General features: G+C 75.3%; 15 protein-coding genes. 5 read left to right on the top strand and 10 right to left on the bottom strand.

Annotation, left to right across the window (positions count from 1 at the left end):
- Window positions 1-20: 20 nt before the first annotated feature.
- The 4 genes from ACWEV0_RS25800 to ACWEV0_RS25785 form a co-directional block, all read right to left on the bottom strand.
- Entirely contained in the window at window positions 21-920 is a 900-nt protein-coding gene (locus ACWEV0_RS25800; protein WP_453151844.1) for a hypothetical protein, read from the bottom strand.
- A complete protein-coding gene (locus tag ACWEV0_RS25795) occupies window positions 917-1444 on the bottom strand; it encodes a hypothetical protein (protein ID WP_453151842.1) in 528 nt (175 codons plus the stop codon). The genes ACWEV0_RS25800 and ACWEV0_RS25795 overlap by 4 nt, the downstream gene beginning before the upstream one ends.
- The gene (locus ACWEV0_RS25790) at window positions 1441-2967 is read right to left on the bottom strand and encodes a hypothetical protein (protein ID WP_453151841.1); all 1527 of its coding nucleotides are present in this window, start codon (window positions 2965-2967) and stop codon (window positions 1441-1443) included. The genes ACWEV0_RS25795 and ACWEV0_RS25790 overlap by 4 nt, the downstream gene beginning before the upstream one ends.
- Before the next feature lie 107 nt (window positions 2968-3074).
- Window positions 3075-3776 (bottom strand): GntR family transcriptional regulator, encoded by a 702-nt coding sequence (locus tag ACWEV0_RS25785; RefSeq protein ID WP_453151839.1) that lies wholly within the window; start codon window positions 3774-3776, stop codon window positions 3075-3077.
- 71 nt (window positions 3777-3847) lie between these two features.
- Here ACWEV0_RS25785 and ACWEV0_RS25780 point away from each other — a divergent pair, with 71 nt between their 5' ends.
- The 3 genes from ACWEV0_RS25780 to ACWEV0_RS25770 are packed head-to-tail and all read left to right on the top strand — an operon-like array spanning window position 3848 to window position 6104.
- Complete coding sequence (locus ACWEV0_RS25780) at window positions 3848-4612, top strand: LamB/YcsF family protein (protein WP_453151866.1); 765 nt, start codon at window positions 3848-3850, stop codon at window positions 4610-4612.
- On the top strand, window positions 4609-5235 hold the full coding sequence (locus ACWEV0_RS25775; RefSeq protein WP_453151838.1) for a 5-oxoprolinase subunit B family protein: 627 nt from the start codon (window positions 4609-4611) through the stop codon (window positions 5233-5235). The genes ACWEV0_RS25780 and ACWEV0_RS25775 overlap by 4 nt, the downstream gene beginning before the upstream one ends.
- Window positions 5232-6104: a 5-oxoprolinase subunit C family protein gene (locus ACWEV0_RS25770; RefSeq protein WP_453151837.1), complete on the top strand. Its 873-nt coding sequence runs from the start codon at window positions 5232-5234 to the stop codon at window positions 6102-6104. The genes ACWEV0_RS25775 and ACWEV0_RS25770 overlap by 4 nt, the downstream gene beginning before the upstream one ends.
- A 37-nt stretch (window positions 6105-6141) precedes the next feature.
- Here ACWEV0_RS25770 and ACWEV0_RS25765 read toward each other — a convergent pair whose 3' ends face one another.
- The 6 genes from ACWEV0_RS25765 to ACWEV0_RS25740 form a co-directional block, all read right to left on the bottom strand.
- The gene (locus ACWEV0_RS25765; RefSeq protein ID WP_453151836.1) at window positions 6142-9747 is read right to left on the bottom strand and encodes a hydantoinase B/oxoprolinase family protein; all 3606 of its coding nucleotides are present in this window, start codon (window positions 9745-9747) and stop codon (window positions 6142-6144) included.
- Window positions 9744-10631, bottom strand: coding sequence for an SGNH/GDSL hydrolase family protein (locus ACWEV0_RS25760; RefSeq protein WP_453151835.1), 888 nt, complete (start codon window positions 10629-10631; stop codon window positions 9744-9746). Before ACWEV0_RS25760 ends, ACWEV0_RS25765 begins: the two co-directional genes overlap by 4 nt.
- A complete protein-coding gene (locus ACWEV0_RS25755; RefSeq protein WP_453151865.1) occupies window positions 10628-11749 on the bottom strand; it encodes a glycosyltransferase in 1122 nt (373 codons plus the stop codon). The genes ACWEV0_RS25760 and ACWEV0_RS25755 overlap by 4 nt, the downstream gene beginning before the upstream one ends.
- Window positions 11750-11916: 167 nt before the next feature.
- Complete coding sequence (locus ACWEV0_RS25750) at window positions 11917-13050, bottom strand: glycosyltransferase family 4 protein (RefSeq protein ID WP_453151834.1); 1134 nt, start codon at window positions 13048-13050, stop codon at window positions 11917-11919.
- Between the two features lie 188 nt (window positions 13051-13238).
- Window positions 13239-14660 carry a HEAT repeat domain-containing protein gene (locus ACWEV0_RS25745; RefSeq protein ID WP_453151833.1) on the bottom strand — a complete coding sequence of 474 codons (1422 nt, stop codon included), beginning with the start codon at window positions 14658-14660 and terminating at the stop codon, window positions 13239-13241.
- A 241-nt stretch (window positions 14661-14901) separates the two neighbouring features.
- Window positions 14902-15300 (bottom strand): ankyrin repeat domain-containing protein, encoded by a 399-nt coding sequence (locus ACWEV0_RS25740; protein WP_453151832.1) that lies wholly within the window; start codon window positions 15298-15300, stop codon window positions 14902-14904.
- Window positions 15301-15644: 344 nt separating this feature from the next.
- On the opposite strand from ACWEV0_RS25740, the gene ACWEV0_RS25735 reads away from it, so the two are divergent.
- A complete protein-coding gene (locus ACWEV0_RS25735; RefSeq protein ID WP_389213023.1) occupies window positions 15645-15839 on the top strand; it encodes a hypothetical protein in 195 nt (64 codons plus the stop codon).
- 37 nt (window positions 15840-15876) lie between these two features.
- Window positions 15877-17502: a hypothetical protein gene (locus ACWEV0_RS25730; protein ID WP_453151831.1), complete on the top strand. Its 1626-nt coding sequence runs from the start codon at window positions 15877-15879 to the stop codon at window positions 17500-17502.
- Window positions 17503-17810 lie beyond the last annotated feature (308 nt).

The raw sequence follows: 17810 nt of genomic DNA, 5'->3' as shown, positions 1-17810 counted from the left end.
GGCGGTGACGCGTGGCGCTGTTACGCGTGGAAGGGCAGGCCGGCGTCGGCGGCGAGCTCCAGGTCGTCACCCTCGGGCGGCGGCAGGAGCGTCGCGGAGCCGTCGCTGACCGGGACCACGCCGAGTTCGAGGAGTTCGGCCATGGCGGCGCTGCCGGCCATGTCGCGGACCTGGAGCTGGTAGCGGGCGGTGGTGCGGTAGGAGCCGCCGGACTCGTCGCCGGTGCGCTGGAGGAAGCCGGAGTCGGTGAGGAAGGCGACGGCCTTGCCGACGATGCCGGTGGTGGAACCGGCCAGGCGGCGGGCGTCCTTGGTGGCGCCGGTGGAGCTGCGCCGGGCGTAGATCCGCCAGGCGGCCTCCAGGCCGGGGGCGTCGGTCTCCGGGTCGGTGTTCTCGCCCTGCTGCTCGGCGCGCTCTTCGAGGCGGCGGCACGCCTGGCGGACGAAGGCGTCGACGCCGTTGACGGTGAGGCGGCCGATGTAGCCGTCGTCGGCGAGGTCCTCGGGGCGCGGGAAGGCCATGGTGGCGACGGCGAGGTGGGCCAGGCCGTGCAGGAAGCGGTCGGCGGAGTCGGTGGAGGCGCGGCGGGCGTAGTCGCCCATGCGCACGGCGAAGACGGAGTCCTCGGCGGCGGTGACGGCCATGCCGGCGCGCGGGGAGACCTCCAGGACGACCAGGCCGAGGCCGGTGGCGACGGCGTCGGCGAGCCGCGCGAAGCCGGTGTCCTCGCGGTAGCGGCGGAGCAGTTCGCCGTACTCGGCGTCACGGGCGGGCAGCAGCTTGGGCTGCAGCCCGAACGCCACGAGCCGGGCGGCGTCGGCGGCGTCGGCGGGGGTGAGCGCCGCCGGGGTCGCGGCCGGCGTCTGCGGGGCCTCCGGCTCGCTCCACGCGTCGGTGTGCTCGACGTGGTGTTCGCTCACGGCTGGGGCTCCTCGGTGCGGCGGTTCGGTGACTCGGTTGCGGGGGCGGGGGCGGGCAGGGGCAGTCGTACGGGCGTCACGGTGACGGGCGGCACGGTGGCGGCCGGCTCGGCCGCGGGCCGCTGGTTCCGCGGCAGCGGTACGGGTCGCACGAAGGCCCGCGGGGCGGGCGGGGCCGGGGTGCGGACGTCGACGCCGCGCACCCGGGGCCCGTCGCCGGGCACCGGCTCCTCCGCCGCGTCGCCCGCGCTCGGCCGGGCGACGGTCACATGGGCCACCCGGGGGCCGGGGACGGGTCGGGACGCGGCGGAGGGAGTCGCGTCGGTGGCGGTCGCGTCCGAGGGGCTCTCGCCTCCCGGGGCCGCGTCCGCCCGGGTCTCGTCCTGCGCCGTCTCGTCCTGCAGGGCCTCGCCCGCCGGAGTGCCGTCCGTCAACGTCTCGTCCGCCCGGGTCTCGTCCTGCACCGTCTCGTCCTGCACCGTCTCGTCCTGCACCGTCTCGTCCTGCGGGCCGGGCGGTGTCACGTGGCCTCCGTGCGGTCGGCGGCCATGCCCACGGCGTCGAGGAGGGCGGTGCCGACGATGAGGTCGGCACCGCCGAACTCGTGGTCGTCGAGGGGGGTGCCGTCGTCGACGGCGAAGAGGAGGCGCTCCTCGCCCTGGCGGTACGCGGTGCCGACCGGCGGGCTGGCGGCGTGCACGGCGAGCAGGGCGACGAGGTAGGGCAGGTCGGGGTCGAGGCGGCGGGCGTCGGCGAGGAGGCCGGAGAGCCGGCGCGGCGCGTCGTGCTCCAGGTCGAGCAGCTCCATCGCGGTCGCCAGCTGCTCCTCGCTGAAGCGGCTGTCGTCGGGGGTGGCGATCAGGTCCGGCTCGGGCATCTCGGCGCCGAGGTGCTGGCGCTCCACGGGCGGGGTGAGGAGCAGGTCGACGAGGTCGGTGACGCGGACGGCGGCGGGCGTGCGCAGTCCGGTGCCGTGGGCGAAGAAGGCGTCGGTGACCTTGGTGGCCTGCTCGACGGGGAGCGGCAGGACCGGGGCGACCAGCTGCCCGTAGAGGTCGAGGCCGGTGTAGACGGTCGGCGTGGCGAACGCCTGCCGGTCCTGTTCGGCGCGGAAGAGCGGTCCGGCCTCCAGGAGGCGGGACTGGAGCTGGGTGTGGCGCCGGATGCAGTCCTTGACGATGTCGACGAGCTCGGCGGCGCGCCGCTTGTGCTCCTGGTCCTCGGCCTCGTCGCGGGCCTTGCGGATGTTGGTGAGGATCGCGTTCTCGTGGCGGTAGCGGTCGGCCACGTGGTCGAGCGCCTCGGCGATCATGTCGGGCACGGCGTTGAGCCAGTCGACCGCGCGGACGTTGCGCCGGGTGGCCTCCAGGGTGCGGCGGAGGGTCTCCGCGTACTGCACGGTCCGGTAGCGGGCCTGCTCGGCGGCGAGCTGGGCGTCGGCGAGGCGGCCCCGGCTGATCAGGACCTCCAGCTTGACCTCGGCGGCGATCTGGGCGCTGGTGACGTCGGTGTCGAGCGCGCCGACGAGCACGTTGACGGCCTCGTCGGTGGTGCGCAGGTAGACCCCGCCGCCGTAGCCGGGGACTTCTTCGACGAGCTTGAAGTCGTAGTCGCGGCGGGTGTAGACGCCGTCGGCGCCGAAGGTGCCGTAGACGGCGCGGAAGCCGCGGTCGACGCTGCCGACGTTGATCAGGTTCTCGAGAACCCAGCGGGCGACCCGCTCGTGCTCGGCGGCGGGGCGCTCGGGGGCCTGGGCGGCGACGCGGGGCAGCAGCCTGGCGATTATCTGCTCGTGGTCGGCGCCGGTGTCGAAGTCCATGTTGAGCGTGACCAGGTCGATCGCGGCGAGGGCGACCTCGGCCATCGCGTAGACCGAGTACTCGCCGGCCAGGTTCGCCTTGCGCGCGTCCAGGTCGTGCAGCGGGGCGGTGCACGCGAGCGCGCGGAGCCGCCGCGCGAGCCCTTCGTCGGCGGCCGGACCCTGGGCGGGGCGCGGCCCCGCGCTGAGCTGGGGCGGAGCGAGGTCCGTCGAGGCAGGCGAAGTCACGGTGCACAGATTAGGTCCTCGCACTGACAACGGTCGAAACGGCGCTTATACGGCCCGGGTCAGGGCCCCGGCCCGCACGCCGTACCGCCGCGCACCCGTGAGCCTCGTCACTTCTGGGACGCGTCGACCGCCTTGGCGTACGCGTCCGAGATCAGCGTGCGGGAGTCGTCGAGGTAGCGGGCGAGGAGGTGTTCCGCCCGGCCTCGTTCCCCGGCTCGCAACGCGTCCAGAATCTCCCGGTTTCTTGCGATGTAGGGCTCGTGGAGTCCGCGGGGGTCGTCCACGGTGTGGAAGGCGAGCCGGAGTTCGGCGAGCACGCCCCGCATCAGCTCGTCGGTGCGGGCGCTGCCGGCCAGGGCGACCAGTTCGCGGTGGAAGTGGATGTTGGCGGTGGAGACGCCCGTCCAGTTCCCGGCGGCGGCCGCGCGCTCGCCCTCGGCGACGGCGGCGGCGAGCGCGTCGAGCGGGTACGGCGGCTCGCCGAGGCCGCGCACCACGGCGCACTCGACGAGTCGCCGGGTGCGGTGGATGTCGGCGACGTCGTCGACGGCGAGGACCCGGACGAAGACCCCCCGGTTGAGCTGGTGGACGAGCAGCCGTTCGTGCGTGAGCAGCCGGAACGCCTCGCGCAGGGTGTTGCGGGAGACGCCGAGCGCGCCGCCGATGCCCTCCTCGGAGAGGCGGGTGCCGGGCGGGAAGAAGCCCTCGGCGATGCGGGTGCGCAGGATGTCGGCGACCCGTTCCGCCGTGCTGGTGCGGCCCAGCAGGGCGCGGTCGTTCTCGAGTTCGCCTGATCCGATGCCGTCCATGGTGCCTTTCTTACATCGCGGACCCGAGTCTTGTCGGATTGTTGAACGATCCTTACATTGCATGGATGCCCCTGGACTCGATCGACCTCAACGCCGACCTCGGCGAAGGCTTCGGCCGCTGGACGCTGACCGACGACGAGCGGCTGCTCTCGGTGGTCACCAGCGCCAATGTGGCGTGCGGCTTCCACGCCGGCGACGCGGCCACCATGCGGCGCGTCTGCGAGCTGGCGGCGGAGCGCGGGGTACGCATCGGGGCCCAGGTCTCCTACCGCGACCTGGCCGGCTTCGGGCGGCGCGCCATGGACGTGCCGGCGGCGGAGCTGGCCGCGGAAGTGGCGTACCAGATCGGCGCCCTTGAGGTGTTCGCCCGCGCGGCCGGCTCCACGGTGGCCTATGTGAAGCCGCACGGCGCGCTCTACAACCGGGTGGTGCGTGACGAGGAGCAGGCGGCGGCGGTCGTCGACGGGGTGCTCCTCGCCTCGGGCGCCGCCGGCCTGCCCGTCCTCGGACTGCCCGGCTCCCGGCTCCACGAGGCCGCCGTGAAGGCCGGACTCCCGGTCGTCGGCGAGGCGTTCGGCGACCGCGCCTACCGGGCCGACGGCACCCTGCTGCCGCGGGGGCAGGAGGGCGCGGTGCTGCACGACGCCGACCAGGTCGTCGAACGGGCGGTGTCCATGGCCCGGTCCGGGACGGTCGCGGCCCACTGCGGGCAGCCGGTGGCCGTACGGGCGCGCTCGCTGTGCCTGCACGGCGACACGCCTGGCGCCGTCGACCTGGCCCGGAGGGTGCGGTCCGCGCTGGAGGCGGCCGGGGTCGTGGTGGAGGCGTTCGCATGAGGGCGCGCGAGGTGTTGCGGGTCGGCGAGCACGGGCTGCTCGTGGAGCTGGCGAGCGGCGAGGCCACGGAGGCGTTCCACACGGAGCTGCTGCGCCGCCGCGCGGAGGGCGCGCTGCCCGGCGTACGGGAGATCGTGCCGGCGGCCAGGACGGTGCTCCTGGACGGGGTGGCCGCGCCGGAGCGGCTCGCGGCCGAGCTGCGTTCCTGGGAGGTCTCCGGGCCGCACGCGCGCGCGGCGGCGTCCGTGGAGCTGCCGGTGCGCTACGACGGACCGGATCTGGCCGAGGTCGCCGCCCTGTGGGGGGTGTCCGTGGAGGCGGCGGTGCGCATCCACTCGGAGACCGGGTTCCGGGTCGCCTTCTGCGGCTTCGCGCCGGGCTTCGGCTATCTCACGGGCCTCGGCGCGCGGTACGAGGTGCCGCGCCGGGCCACCCCGCGCACCGCCGTGCCGGCCGGGTCGGTCGCGCTCGCGGGGCCGTACACCGGCGTGTATCCACGGTCCTCGCCCGGCGGCTGGCAGATCATCGGCACGACGGACGCGGCCTTGTGGGACACCGCCCGCGAGCCCGCCGCGCTGCTCTCCCCCGGCACCCGGGTGCGCTTCACGGCGGTCGGCCGGTGACCGGCCGTGCGCTCGCCGTCGTACGGGCCGGGGCGCTGACCACCGTGCAGGACCTGGGACGCCCCGGCCACGCCCATCTCGGGGTGCCGCGGTCGGGTGCGCTCGACCCGGGCGCGGTGCGGCTCGTCAACCGCCTGCTCGGCGACGACGAGGACCGTGCCGTCCTGGAGACCACGCTCACCGGCTGCGCGGTGCGGCCGCGCTGCGCGGTGACGGTGGTGGTGGGCGGGGCGCCGTGCGCGGTGACCGTGGACGGGCGGCCGGCCGCCTGGGGCGCGCCGGTACGGGTCGGGCCGGGGCAGTTGCTCGACGTGGGCGCGGCGGTGCGCGGGCTGCGCTCGTACGTCGGGTTCGGCGGCGGGATCGCCGTCGAGCCGGTGCTCGGCAGCCGCTCCACCGACCTGCTGTCCGGCCTCGGCCCGGCGCCGCTGGCGGACGGGGCGGTGCTGCCGCTGGGAGCGGCCACGGCCGTACGGGGGCGGGCCGACGCTCCGCCCTGGCCGGGCCCGCCGGACGAACTCGTCCTGAGGGTGCGGCTCGGGCCGCGCGACCGCTGGTTCACGCCCGGTGCCCTTCGGGCGCTGTCCACGCGCGCGTGGCGGGTCTCCGCGGCGAGCAACCGCATCGGGCTGCGCACCGAGGGCCCGGCCCTGGAGCGCGCCGTGGCGGGCGAACTGCCCAGCGAGGGCATGCCCTTGGGGGCGGTGCAGGTGCCACCGGACGGGCGCCCGGTGGTGTTCCTCGCCGACCATCCGACGACCGGCGGCTATCCGGTGGTCGCGGTGGTGCGGGAGGAGGACCTGGCGCGGGCGGCGCAGGCGGTGCCGGGGACGGTGGTCCGCTTCGTGCCGCAGCGCTCGGGCGCTTGAGAGCGGAGAGGGCACGGTCAGGAGCTGAAAGCAGGGTTCACAGCGGTGGCGGGCCGTATCCTCCACCGCCGGGAGTGCGGACGACGAGGACGTCGCCGGGGCCGACGTCGGTGGTGTCGACGCCGTCGAGGCGGTCGACGCTGCCGTCGGCGCGCTCCACGGTGTTGGCGCCGAGCGCGCCCGGCTCTCCGCCGGCCATGCCGTACGGGGGGACGCGGCGGTGGCCGGTGAGCAGGGCGACCGTCATGGGCTCCAGGAAGCGGATGCGGCGTTCGACGCCGGCGCCGCCGTGCCAGCGCCCGCGGCCGCCGCTTTCCTCGCGGACGGCGAAGGAGTCGACGCGGACGGGGTGGCGCCACTCCAGGATCTCGGGGTCGGTGAGCCGGGAGTTGGTCATGTGGGTCTGGACGGCGTCGGCGCCGTCGAAGCCGTCGCCGGCGCCGGAGCCGCTGGCGACGGTCTCGTAGTACTGCGTGCGGTCGTTGCCGAAGGTGACGTTGTTCATCGTGCCGGAGCCCTCCGCCTGGACGCCGAGGGCCGCGTAGAGCGCGCCGGTGACGGCCTGGGAGGTCTCGACGTTTCCGGCGACGGTGGCGGCGGGGTGGGCGGGGGCGAGCATGGAGCCGGGCGGGACGCGGACGTCGAGGGGCTCCAGGCAGCCGCTGTTGAGCGGGATGTCGTCGGCGACCAGGGTGCGGAAGACGTAGAGGACGGCGGCCATGACGACGGAGGTGGGCGCGTTGGCGTTGCCGTCCTGCTGGGGTGAGGTGCCGGTGAAGTCGAGGACGGCGGAGCGCTGTGCGCGGTCGACGCGGACGGCGACCTGGACGACGGCGCCGCCGTCGGTCTCGTAGCGGCAGGAGCCGTCGCTGAGCCCGGCGACGATCCGGCGCACGGACTCCTCGGCGTTGGCGCGCACGTGCCGCATGTAGGCGTGGACGACGTCCAGGCCGAACTGGGCGACGGTCTTGCGGAGTTCCTCGATGCCCTTCTCGTTGGCGGCGATCTGCGCGCGCAGGTCGGCGAGGTTGGTGTCGGGGTCGCGCGAGGGGTACGGGGCGCCGGTGAGCAGCGCGCGGGTCTCGGCCTCGCGGAACCTGCCGTCGCGGACCAGGAGCCAGTTGTCGAAGAGGACGCCCTCCTCGTCGACGGTGCGGCTGAAGGCGGGCATGGAGCCGGGGGTGATGCCGCCGATCTCGGCGTGGTGGCCGCGGGAGGCGACGAGGAAGCGCAGTTCGCTCCCTCCCTCGTCGAAGACGGGGGTGACGACGGTGACGTCGGGGAGGTGGGTGCCGCCGTGGTACGGGTCGTTGATGGCGTACACGTCGCCGGGGCGCAGCCCGCCCTCGTTGCGGCGCAGCACCTCCTTGATGGACTCGCCCATGGAGCCGAGGTGGACGGGGATGTGGGGGGCGTTGGCGATGAGGTTGCCGTCGGGGTCGAAGAGCGCGCAGGAGAAGTCGAGGCGTTCCTTGATGTTGACGGAGTGGGCGGTGTTCTCCAGGCGGACGCCCATCTGCTCGGCGATCGCCATGAAGAGGTTGTTGAAGACCTCCAGGAGGACGGGGTCGACGTCGGTGCCGGCGGCGGTGCGGGCAGGGCGCGGGGTGACGCGGCGCAGCAGCAGGTGGCCGCCCTCGCCGGCGGTGGCGGCCCAGCCGGGGTCGACGACGGTGGTGGCGTCGGCCTCGGCGAGGATCGCGGGGCCGGTGACGGTGTCGCCGGGGCGCAGGTCCTCGCGGTGGTGCAGCGGGGTGTCGGCGGGCACTCCGCCGCTGTACATGGTGACGGTGGCGCGGGCGGCGGGGGCGCCCTCACGGGGGCCTTCGGGCCGGCCTGTGGGGACGACGACGGGGCCGTGCGGTCCGGCGGTTCCGACGGCCTCCACGGAGACGGCCTCGACGACGATCGGCACGTCCATGGTGAAGGCGTACCGGTCACGATGGAGGGCTGTGAACCGGGTTTTCATCGCTTCTGCTGGAGCGAGCGGTACCGGCAGGCTCGCGTCGGTACCGGCGTAACGGAGCAGTACGCGCGCGCGGGTGGTGATCGCCTCGTCGGGCAGTCCGTCGGCGCGCAGCTCCTCGCTCGTGCGGTCCGTGAGTTCGGCGCACAGCCGGTCGACGCGTTCGGCGGTGCCGTCGGCGTCGAGTTCGGCCTCGACCGACCGTTCGCGCATGGCGGTGGCGTCGGCGAGCCCGATCCCGTACGCGGAGAGGACGCCGGCGAGCGGCGGTACGACGACGGTGTCGATGCCGAGCGCGTCGGCGACGGCGCAGGCGTGCTGGCCGCCGGCGCCGCCGAAGCTGGTGAGGGCGTAGCGGGTGATGTCGTGGCCGCGCTGGACGGAGATCTTCTTGACGGCGTTGGCCATGTTGAGGACGGCGATCTCCAGGAAGCCGGCGGCCACCTGCTCGGGGGTGCGGCCGCCGCCGACCTCGGCGGCGAGCGCGGTGAACCTCTCGCGGACGACGTCGGCGTCGAGCGGCTGGTCGCCGTCGTCGCCGAACACGGCCGGGAAGTGGTCCGGCTGGATCCGGCCGAGCATCACGTTGGCGTCGGTGACGGTGAGCGGGCCGCCGCGCCGGTAGCAGGCGGGCCCGGGGACCGCGCCGGCCGAGTCGGGGCCGACCCGGTAGCGGGCGCCGTCGTAGTGGAGGACGGAGCCGCCGCCCGCGGCGACGGTGTGGATGCTCATCATCGGGGCGCGCATCCGCACCCCGGCGACCTGGGTGCCGAGTTCACGCTCGAACTCGCCCGCGTAGTGCGACACGTCGGTGGAGGTGCCGCCCATGTCGAAGCCGATGACCCGGTCGAAGTCCGCCTGTTCGGAGGTGCGGGCCATGCCGACGACGCCGCCGGCGGGGCCGGAGAGGACGGCGTCCTTGCCGCGGAAGTGGGCGGCTTCGCGCAGGCCGCCGTTGGACTGCATGAACATCAGGCGGATGCCGGCGAGTTCGCGGGCGACCTCGTCGACGTACCGGCGCAGGATCGGCGACAGGTAGGCGTCGACGACGGTGGTGTCGCCGCGCGGGACGAGCTTGATGAGCGGGCTGACCTCGTGGGAGCAGCTGACCTGGGTGAAGCCGGCGGCGCGGGCGAGTTCGGCGACGCGGGTCTCGTGGGCGGGGTGGCGGTAGCCGTGCAGCAGGACGACGGCGGCGGAGCGCAGGCCGTCGCGGTGGGCGGCGGCGAGGGCGGCGGCGACGGCGTCCTCGTCGAGCGGGGTGACGGTCTCGCCGTGGGCGTCGACCCGTTCGGGGACCTCGATCACGCGCGCGTACACGGCCTCGGGCAGCACGATGTGCCGGTCGAAGAGGCGCGGCCGGTTCTGGTAGGCGATGCGGAGGGCGTCGCGGAAGCCGCTGGTGATCAGCAGGACGGTGGGTTCGCCGCGGCGCTCCAGGAGGGCGTTGGTGGCGACGGTGGTGCCCATCTTGACGACGGCGACCCGGTCGGCGGGCACGGCCTCGCCGGGGCCGAGGCCGAGCAGCAGCCGGATGCCGGCGACGGCGGCGTCGTCGGGCCGGGCGGGGTCGTGGGAGAGCAGTTTGCGGGTGACGAGCCGCCCGTCGGGGCGCCGGCCCACGACGTCGGTGAAGGTGCCGCCGCGGTCGATCCAGAACTCCCAGCGTCCGGTCATGCCCTCATTGTGGCCGCCAGGGCCTGTGCGAGGGCGTGCTCGGCGCGCGCGTCGAGGCGGTCGCGGGTGCCGGTGGCGGCGTGCCGGACCTCGGTGGCGGCGAGGACGAGCAGCTGGGGCAGCAGGTCGCCGCAGCGGCGTACGACCCAGGCGGTGCCGGCCGTCGCCAGCCAGAGCACGGCGTCGGCGCGGGTGGGCGGCGGTTGCCGGGGTTCGCGCGAGGGCGGCTCGCCGTGGGCGAGGCCGCGCTCGCGGAGCAGGGCGTGGAAGGCGGCGGCGATGGTGCGGTGGCCGCGCTCGCCGGGGTGCAGCCGGTCGGCGCTCCACAGGGTGCGGTCGTCGGTCCAGGCGGGCGCGTCCAGGTGCAGATGGACGGCGCCGTAGCGGGCGGACAGTTCGTGCACGACGGCGTTGACGGCCCGCTGGCGGCGGGCGAGGGGCCGGGCGAGCGGCGCGGGCAGGCCGAGCATCCGCCCGGGGTCGGGCAGACAGGCGGTGAGCAGCACGGTGCCGGTCGCGGTGAGTTCGGCGCAGACCCGGTCGAGGCGGCGCGCGAGCAGGCCGATGTCGAAGGTGCGGCGCAGGGTGTCGTTGACGCCGACGACGACGGACGCGAGCTGGGGCCGCAGCGCGAGCGCCGCGGGCAGCTGCGTCTCGACGACGTCCCGGCTCTGCGCCCCGCTCGACGAGAGGTTGCTGAAGGCGACCCGCCCGTGCTCGCCGGCAAGGCTTTCGGCGAGCAGCGCGGCCCAGCCGCGCCAGGCGTCCCCGACGCGGTCGCCGACGCCCTCGCTGAGGGAGTCGCCGAGCACGGCGAACCGGGTGAGCCGGGGCGCGCGCGGCGGCGCGGCCTTCTCCGCCACGTCGGAGCGGCCGGCGGTCATCGCAGCGCCTCCTGGCGGGCGTCGTGGGCGGCGAGGAAGGCGGCGGTGGCGCGGGGCCAGGAGAAGAGTTCGGCGCGGCCGCGCGCGGCGGCCCGGCGGGCGGGTTCGTCGCGGGCGAGGACCGTGCGGACGGCGCGGGCGAAGGAGACCGGGTCGTCGGCGGCGCAGGCGCCCGCGTCGGCGACGACCTCGGGGAGCGCCGAGGAGGCGCTGCAGACGACGGGGGTGCCGCAGGCGAGGGCTTCCAGGGCGGCGAGGCCGAACGTCTCGGCGGGCCCCGGGGCGAGGCACACGTCGGCCGCGGCCTGCAGATCGGCCAGCTCCTCGCGGTCGCCGACATGGCCGAGGAACCGGACCGGCAGCCGCTGCTCCCGGGCCCGGCGCTCCAGGGCGCCGCGCAGCGGTCCGTCACCGGCCACCACGAGCACGGCCCGCAGCCCCTGGGCGCGCAGCACGGCGAGGGCGTCGAGGGCGGTGCCGGGGCGCTTCTCCACGGAGAGCCGGGAGCACATCACGAGCAGCACCGGCTCGCCGGCCGCGTACCTCGCCCGCAGTGCGGTGCTGTGCCGCCCGGGCCGGCAGCGGTCCAGGTCGACGCCGAGCGGCGCGCGGACGACGTTGCGCGCCCCGATCCGTACGAACTCCCGCTCGGCCCACTCGGTGGTGCAGACGATCCGCGAGTACACCCACGCGGTACGGCGGTTGAGCCGGTCGGCCGCCCGGGCCGCGACCGGCGCGGGCAGGCCCCAGGTGCGGAGCACCCCGTCGGCGGTCTCGTGGGAGACCATCACGGAGGGCACCCGGGCGCGCCGGGCCCACTCCCCGGTCCAGCGCAGGGTGGTCCGGTCGGAGACCTCCAGGCGGTCGGGGGCGAGCTCCTCCAGGAGCCGGCGCAGCCGACGGCGGTCGGCGAGGACGCGGTAGCCGCCGGTGCCGGGCAGCTGGGGGCCGGGCAGGGTGATCACCCGGCCCTGCTCGGTCTCCCGGTCGCCCGGCCGGTCGCCGGGGACGACGAGGACGGGTTCGTGACCGGCGGCCAGGTAGCCGCGGCCGAGCTGATCGAGGGCGGTGCGCAGGCCGCCGGAGGTGGGGGTGACGAAGTTGGCGAGCCGCACGATCCGGAGCGGGCCACGGGCGCCGCGACGGTCGCCGCCACGCGTGCCGTCGCCGTGCCGCGTGCCGTCACCTTGCCGCGTGCCGTCGCCTCGGTGCTCGCCCTCGCCTCGGTGCTCGCCGTGCTGGTCGTCGTGCTGGCGGCCGCGGGGGGTGCCGCGACGGGTGTCGTTCACGCCGCCACCGCCGTCCGCTGCCGCAGCACCTCCAGGTAGTGGCCGATCAGCTCGTCGCCGACCGCCTCCCAGGTGCGCTGTTCGACCGCGGCGCGCCCGGCCCTGCCGTACGCGGCCCGGAGCGTCGGAGCGGCGGCCAGCGAGGCGACGGCCTCCCGCAGCGCGCCCGCGTCCTCGGGCAGGACGAGGAGTCCGGTGCGGCGGTGGGCGACCAGGTCGAGGGGGCCGCCGGCGGCGGGCGCGACGACCGGGACGCCGCTCGCCATGGCCTCCTGCACGGTCTGGCAGAACGTCTCGTACGGGCCGGTGTGCGCGAACACGTCGAGCGAGGCGAAGATCCGCGCGAGCTCGTCGCCGGTGCGGCGGCCCAGGAAGACGGCGCCGGGCAGCGCCGCCCGCAGCCCCGGCTCGCTGGGGCCGTCGCCGACGACCACGACCCGGGTCCCGGGCAGCCCGCACGCCGCCGCGAGCAGCTCCACCCGCTTCTCGGGCGCGAGCCGCCCCACGTATCCGACGAGCGTCTCCCCGTCCGGCGCGAGCTCGCGCCGCAGCGCCGCGTCGCGCAGCTCCGGCCGGAAGCGCGCGGTGTCGACCCCGCGGCGCCAGATCCGGACCCGCCCGATCCCGTGCGCCTCCAGGTCGCGCGCGGCGGCGGTCGAGGGCGCGAGGGTCCGGTCGGCCGCGCCGTGCACGGCCCGCAGCCGGCGCCAGGCGGCGGACTCGCCGCCGCCCACGTACGTACGGGCGTAGCCGGCGAGATCGGTCTGGTAGACGGCGACGGCGGGCAGCCCGAGCCGGGCGGCGGCGGTCATCCCGCGCACGCCGAGCACGAAGGGGCTGGCCAGGTGCACGATGTCCGCGCGGTGGGCGGCGATGGTGTGGGCCACCCGGCGGCTGGGGAGCGCCACCCGCACCTGCGGATAGCCGGGCAGCGGCAGCGAGGGCACCCGTACGACGGGGCACGGCGCGTCGGCGTCCGGGTCCGTGGCGGCGGTGGGGACGGGTACGGCCGGGGCGACCACGAGCGGGTCGTGTCCACGGCGGACGAGGTGGCGGGCGGTCTGCAGGGTGGTGTGGGCCACGCCGTTGACATCGGGCGGGAAGGACTCGGTGACGATGACGACACGCATACGGGTGTTCTCGTCGCGTTCGGCGTGTCCCCGTCAAAGTGGATCTGGACGGGCGGGGAACGTCCCATGAGCGTTTACCGCACCGACGGCACGGCGGACGCCGGCGCCCGGTCGGCCGCGGGGATGGCCGGAAGCGGCCACCCCCGTCGTACCGCGGAGGCGCGGAGCCCCGAGGGGGCGTGCGGACCCTAGACCTGGAGGTCCAGGTCCGGTCCTATCCGCTGGCGCACGGCCGTCTGGACCTCCGCCTCCTCGGCGGGGTCGGCGGCGAGGCGGCGCAGTCGCTCGGCGACCCGGACGTCACCGGTCTCGGCGTGCAGGGCCGCGACCTCGCGGGTGGTCTCCTCGCAGTCCCACAGGCATTCGACGGCGAAGCCGGTGGGGAAGCCGGCGTCCGTGGCGGCGAGGGCGCGGGCGGTGCGGCCGCGCAGCTCGGAGGAGGAGGTCTCGCGGTAGACGTGACGCAGTACGGGCGCGGCGCAGGCGATGCCCAGCCGGCCGGCGCCGTCGACGAGGGGGTAGAGCGCGGGGGCGTCGGGGCCCTGGGAGCGGATCGTCTCGCGGAGGGCGCCGAGGACGAGGGGGGAGTCCTCGGAGCCGCCGCGGCAGGCGAGCGTCCCGGCCGCGGCGGCGCCGAGCGCGTCGGGGCGGTGGATCCAGCCGCGGGCCCGGTCGACGGCGGCCTCGCCGCTCATCCGCCGGTACGCGGCGACGGCGGCGTCCGCGACGAGGCGCGGGCCGTCGTTGACGGCGAGTTCGACGAGGTCGAGGACGGCGGGGTCCTGGGCCTCGGCGAGGTAGTGCAGGGCGGCGCAGCGGGCGCCGTCGGGGCCGCTGCGGGCCGCGTCGAGGATGGCGCCGCGGTCTTCGGGGCCGGCGACGGCGACCAGGCAGCGGGCGGCGGGCAGGTACAGCTCGGCGCCGCGCTCGTGGCCCTCCTGGGCCCAGTCGAGGACGGCCCGGACGCTCCAGCCGGGGCGTGGCCCGGTCGGGGTCAGCTGCCGCTGCCAGCGGTCGAATGAGCCCTGTTCGCGGGCGGCCCGGATGCGGGCGCCCACGGATTCGCGCGGGTCCTCGGCCCACAGGCGCCAGGGCCGCGGCTCGTAGGCGTCGCGGACGGTGGCGGCGAGCTCGGCCTCGCCCTCGGCGGTGGCCGGGAAGCGGGCGAGCACGGGCAGGGCGAGGGAGCGCAGGCCCGCGTCGTCGTCGCGCAGCGCGAGCTCGTCCAGGGCCCACGCCCAGTTGGTCCCGGCGGCGGCGTAGCGCCGCAGAAGCAGCAGGGCGTCCTGGCGTCCGTACGAGGCCAGGTGGCCGAGGACGGAGAGCGCGAGCCCCGTCCTTGACTCCTCGTCGTCGAGGTGGTCCTCGGCGCCGAAGAGGTGCGCCTCGATCTCCTCCAGACCTCCGGCGAGGTCCAGGTAGAGCCGGGCGTAGTAGAGGGAGCGGTTCTCGACCCGCCAGTCCTGGCGGGGGTCGTCGAGCACGCAGTGGTTGAGGGCCGCGAGGGCCTCGGCACGTGGCGCGGCGAGCGCGTGCAGGGTGCCGTCGCCGCGGCCCCGCTGCAGCAGACCGAGCAGGGTGCCGCTCGGCGCTATGACTGGATCGAACATGGAAGACGCCTCACATCAAGCTGTCGACACGACCGGGGGGAATCCGGGATGAACCGGGTCAGGCTGTTCGCCTAGGCCGTGCGGCAACATGTCGGGCCGCCCGTCGTCCTGCGCTTGCCAGTGACCATCTTCCTCTGCCTCTCGTCGGTGGCCCCATCCGGGCCCGACGTCATGATGACCCACCCATTTCGCCACCGCGACCACATTTACGGCACCGTCTCACCTGGGGTTCAGCCCGCGTTCACCAAGCTCCGAACAGCTCCAGGAGTTCGGCCTTGCCGAACATCCGCGCCGTGTCCACGGCGGACGGAGTCCCGGCTTCCGGATTCGCCCCGCCGGCGAGCAGGGCCCGGACGACGGCGTCCTCGCCCTTGAAGACGGCGCCGGCGAGCGGGGTCTGGCCGCGGTCGTTGGCGCGGTCGGCGTCGGCGCCGCGGGTCAGCAGGGCGGTCACCGCCTCGGGGTGGCCGTGGTACGCGGCGAGCATGACGAGCGAGTCGCCCTTCTCGTTGCTGAGGTTCGCCGGAACACCGGCGTCGAGGTAGGCGGCGAGGGTCACCGCGTCGCCGGTGCGCGCGAGGTCGAAGACCTTGGAGGCCAGCTCGACGACCTCGGGGTCCGGGGTCTCGTTCTCGCTCATGGTTCACAACCGCCCTTCGTGCTCGACCTGCTAACTGCTCGGCCTGCTACCTGTTGCCTGCTTGACCTGCGACGCACGGCAAGCGCGGCCGTACGAGTGAATCGACAGGGTACTGCCCGCGACACGACATGAGGGGGCCTGTCCGCGGCAAGGATGTTCGCGGTCCGCGACAGCGGGGCGCACTACCGCAAACCATGCGTTTCGCCACCCGACGAGGGACCCGGCATCCGCCGGTCAAGTGAAAACGCGAACGATTCACCCATTTGCACCTTTAGTCATATAGATACTTGCCGTGAATCTGGAAGGACTCATCGTGACTGTCCCCTCAACCAGGAGAACCGCTCATGATCCTGTCCTTCTCAGTCGTCGTCCTGCTCGGCATCGTCTCCTTCCTGTTCTTCAAGAAGGACGGCCTCAAGGTCTCGCACGCGCTGGTCTGCTCGCTCTTCGGGTTCTACCTGGCGGGCACCGCCATCGCGCCGAGCATCACCGCCGGCGGCCAGAGCCTCGCCAGCCTCCTCGGCGGGATCAAGTTCTGACGCCTCTCCACCCCTTCCATCACTCCAGGAGTACGACGTGGCCCGGCGACCACTCCCCCGCATTCTGAGCAGCGGCACCGCACAGATCGCTCGCAGCCGAGAGATCGCGCGCACGGCCGCCGACAGCGCCACCGACGTGCTCCATCCGCTGATCACCATCTCGCGTGGTCTGCGGAAGCTGGCCGCGACCGCGCGCGCCAAGTGGGCCGCGACCCCCAAAGAGCGGCGTGGTCCCACGCTGTTCCTGGTCGCGGCCTGCGTCCTGGTCGTCGCCCTCGTGCCGTACGGACCGCTCCTCGCGCTCGTCGCGCTGATGGGCGCGGCCGCCTGGCAGGGGCGTGAGCGCCCGGTCGTCAAGACCGGGCCGGACGACGCCGAGATCGCCCGGCTCAAGGGCCTCTACGAGGCCCTGGTGCCCTATCTGTCGCTGCCCGAGGACCCCGAGCCGCTCTTCGCGCACGGCGGCGACTGGGCCGCCGCCTTCGGCGACCACGCCTTCGACGAGGACGGGCGGCTCACCCGGCTGCGCATCTCCTACCCCCCGTACTTCACCGACGGCGAGCCCGCCGCCCGGGCGCGCGTCGAGCAGCTGCTGCACGCCAAGTCGGGGCGCGGCCGCGAGTACCTCTTCGACTGGGACGAGGAGGGCAACCGGCTCACCATGCGGGTGCTGCCCGCCTTGCCCACCACCATCGCCGCCCAGCGCTTCGTCACCGTGCCCGGCGAGACCGTGCTCGGCTTCACCGACGCCGACGCCGTGCAGCGGACCGTGCCGGTCCGCGCCTCCGACGGGACGGAGGACGCCCCGGCCGTGGTCTGGCGCACCGGCCCCCGCTCCACCGAGCCGCACCTGCTCGCCGTCGGCCAGCCCGGCAGCGGCACCACCTCCCTGCTCCGCTCGATCGCGCTCCAGGCGCTGCCGCACGGTGACGTCCTCGTCATCGAGGGCGGCGGCACCGGCGAGTACGCGTGCCTGGTCGGCCGGGACGGCGTGCTCGCCGTCGAGTGCGGACTCGCGGGCGCCCTCGCCAGCCTGGAGTGGGCCGCGCACGAGACCGAACGCCGGCTCGTCGCCGCCAACCGGGCCCGCCAGTCCGGCCACCCGGCCCCCGAGGACACCCGGCGCCCGCTCTGGATCCTGCTCGACCGGCCGAGCGTCCTCGGCGACCTCGCCGCCGCCGACGGCCGCCCCGACCCGCAGGACCTGCTCCAGCTGCCGCTCCGGCACGGGCGCGCCGCGCAGGTCACCGTCGTGGTCGCGGAACAGTTCGACAGCCTGGACGCGCTGACGGAGACGGTACGGAGCCACACCCGCGCCCGGGTCGTGCTCGGCCCCGCCGCCCCCGACCAGATCGCCGCCGTCCTCGGCACCCGCCCGCACACCACCCCGGTCCCCGACGTCCCGCCGGGCCGCGGCTACGCCCGCCTCGGCACCGGCCCGGTACTCCGCCTCCAGGTGCCGGCCACCCCGGACCCGTACGACGACGCCACCAGCGAGGCACACCGCCAGGCGGTCCTGGAACTGCTGCCCGAGCGCCGGACGGCCACGGGCGCGGCCACGGAACTCGCCCTGGAGCCTGACCTGGACGCGGACACGGCCCCGACGCTGCGCAAGGAACCGGGGGCGGCGGCGGTGCCGACGCCGGTGCCGGCGGAGGGCTGAGGGCGGATCGGATAGTGGATCCGAGATGTTGGATCCACTGCATTGGATCCAACGTCCGGGATCCCGTATCAACCATCGGTATATCGGATCTGGGACGTTGGATCCCGTAGCCAGGATCCCGGATCTCGTAGCCGGGGTCCCGGATCCCGGGTCCCGGATACGGAAGAGGGGGGGCGCCCCCCCCGGGGTGGGGGCCCCCCCGTTACCCCGCGCCCCGCCGAGGGCCGCGGGCGGCCCCACAGGGTCGGGGGGGGTGACACCCCCCCCCCCCGCCCCCCCCAGCCGCGGGTGGGGAAAGCGGTGCCGGC

The organism is Streptomyces sp. NPDC003943 (genome assembly GCF_053605265.1).
The sequence above is the reverse complement of the archived record's forward strand: the minus strand, read 5'-3'. Positions and strand labels throughout refer to the sequence as shown.